Raw genomic sequence first — 1,660 nt, 5'->3', positions numbered from 1 at the left:
GGCCGGGAGGCCGGGAGGCCGGGAGGCCGGGAGGCCGGGAGGCCGGGAGGCCGGGAGGCCGGGCCCGCAAACCGATAAATCAGTGGGATCTCACAGCGGACGTGGGCAGACTGGAGCCCGTACCCGAAGGAGATCACGATGCCGAACCAGCCCGCGCCGAACCTGCTGTCCTGGGCCAGCGAGATCGACGAGCGAACGATCGAGCAGGCCGCACGCGCCGCACGCCTGCCATTCGTCTCCGGCCACGTCGCTCTCATGCCGGACGCCCACGTCGGCATCGGCGCGACGGTCGGCTCGGTGATCCCCACCGAAGGGGCCGTCATCCCGGCCGCCGTCGGCGTCGACATCGGCTGCGGCATGGTCGCGACCGAGACGACGCTCACCGCCGCCGACCTCCCCGACACCCTCGACGCCCTCATGCCCCTGGTGGAGAGGCGGATCCCCGCCGGCGTCGGCAAGGGCCACGACGACCCCGCCGTGGACCACGCGCTGAGCGGCCTCGGCCGCCCGCACACCGAGCTGACCTCCGACCAGGAGAGGAAGGTGTCCCTCCAGTTCGGCACCCTCGGCTCCGGCAACCACTTCGTCGAGGTCTGCCTCGACGAGCGCGACCGGGTCTGGACGGTGCTGCACTCGGGCTCGCGCGGCATCGGCAACCAGCTCGCGACCAAGCACATCGTCGACGCCAAGAAGATGATGAAGCACCAGGCCGTCGGCCTGGAGGACCCGGACCTCGCCTACCTGGTGCAGGACACGCCCGAGTTCACCGCCTACATCGAGGACATGCTCTGGTCGCAGCGCTACGCCATGGCCTCGCGCGCCCGGATGGACGCGGTGCTGAGCGACGCCCTGTTCCGCGTCGTCGGCAAGGGCACCCGGGTACGGACCATCAATTGTCACCACAACTTCACGCAGCGTGAGACGCATGATGGCAAAGATCTGTGGATCACCCGTAAGGGGGCCATCAAGGCCGACACGGGTGACGAGGGCGTGATCCCCGGCTCCATGGGCACCCGCTCGTACATCGTGCGCGGTCGCGGGAACCCGTTGTCGTACAACTCCTGCTCGCACGGGGCGGGCCGCCGGATGTCGCGCACCAAGGCCAAGAAGGAACTGTCGGCCGCGTCCCTCGCCGAGGCGATGCGCGGGCGCACCTGGAACGCGGACCGGGCCGCCGCCCTGGTGGACGAGCACCCGCAGGCGTACAAGCCGATCGACCAGGTGATGGCCGACCAGAAGGACCTGGTGGAGATCCGGCACACGCTGCGCCAGGTGTTCAACTACAAGGGCTGACCCGTGGAATCCGCGCCCCGCCGCCGATCGCAGGCGGCGGGGCGCCGCGCTTTCCGGCCCCGCAGTCAGCCGGCTCACGATGGCGCGGGGACGCCGATCCGGTGTGGCGGAAGGGACGAGGCCGCACGGCGGATCCCGCCCGGTCCGGTGGACCGGGCGGGATCCGGTGTCCTGCTCTCCGCGCTCGTCTGCTCCGTATCGCGGCTCGGACCGTTCCGCGGTGGGAGCGGCCCGGTTCGGTGATGGCGCGGATCCTGTCCGATGGCCGGGTGCCCGCGGGACCGGTGGTGGGTGTTCACCGGGCCGGGTGCCCGCGGGCCTCAGGAGGTGCGAGGCCCGCGGGTGGTGCGGGGGTCAGCCGCTGACG

Annotated in this window: 1 protein-coding gene; it reads left to right on the top strand. The window is 71.5% G+C overall.

The features are described from left to right. Positions 1-138 precede the first annotated feature (138 nt). A complete protein-coding gene (locus ABD841_RS33990) occupies positions 139-1,293 on the top strand; it encodes an RtcB family protein (protein WP_344980376.1) in 1,155 nt (384 codons plus the stop codon). Positions 1,294-1,660: the final 367 nt, after the last annotated feature.

The organism is Streptosporangium fragile (assembly GCF_039534445.1).
In the GTDB taxonomy this organism is placed as follows: domain Bacteria; phylum Actinomycetota; class Actinomycetes; order Streptosporangiales; family Streptosporangiaceae; genus Streptosporangium; species Streptosporangium fragile.
Note: the sequence above shows the minus strand (reverse complement) of the source record. Positions and strands in the feature narration are given on the sequence as shown.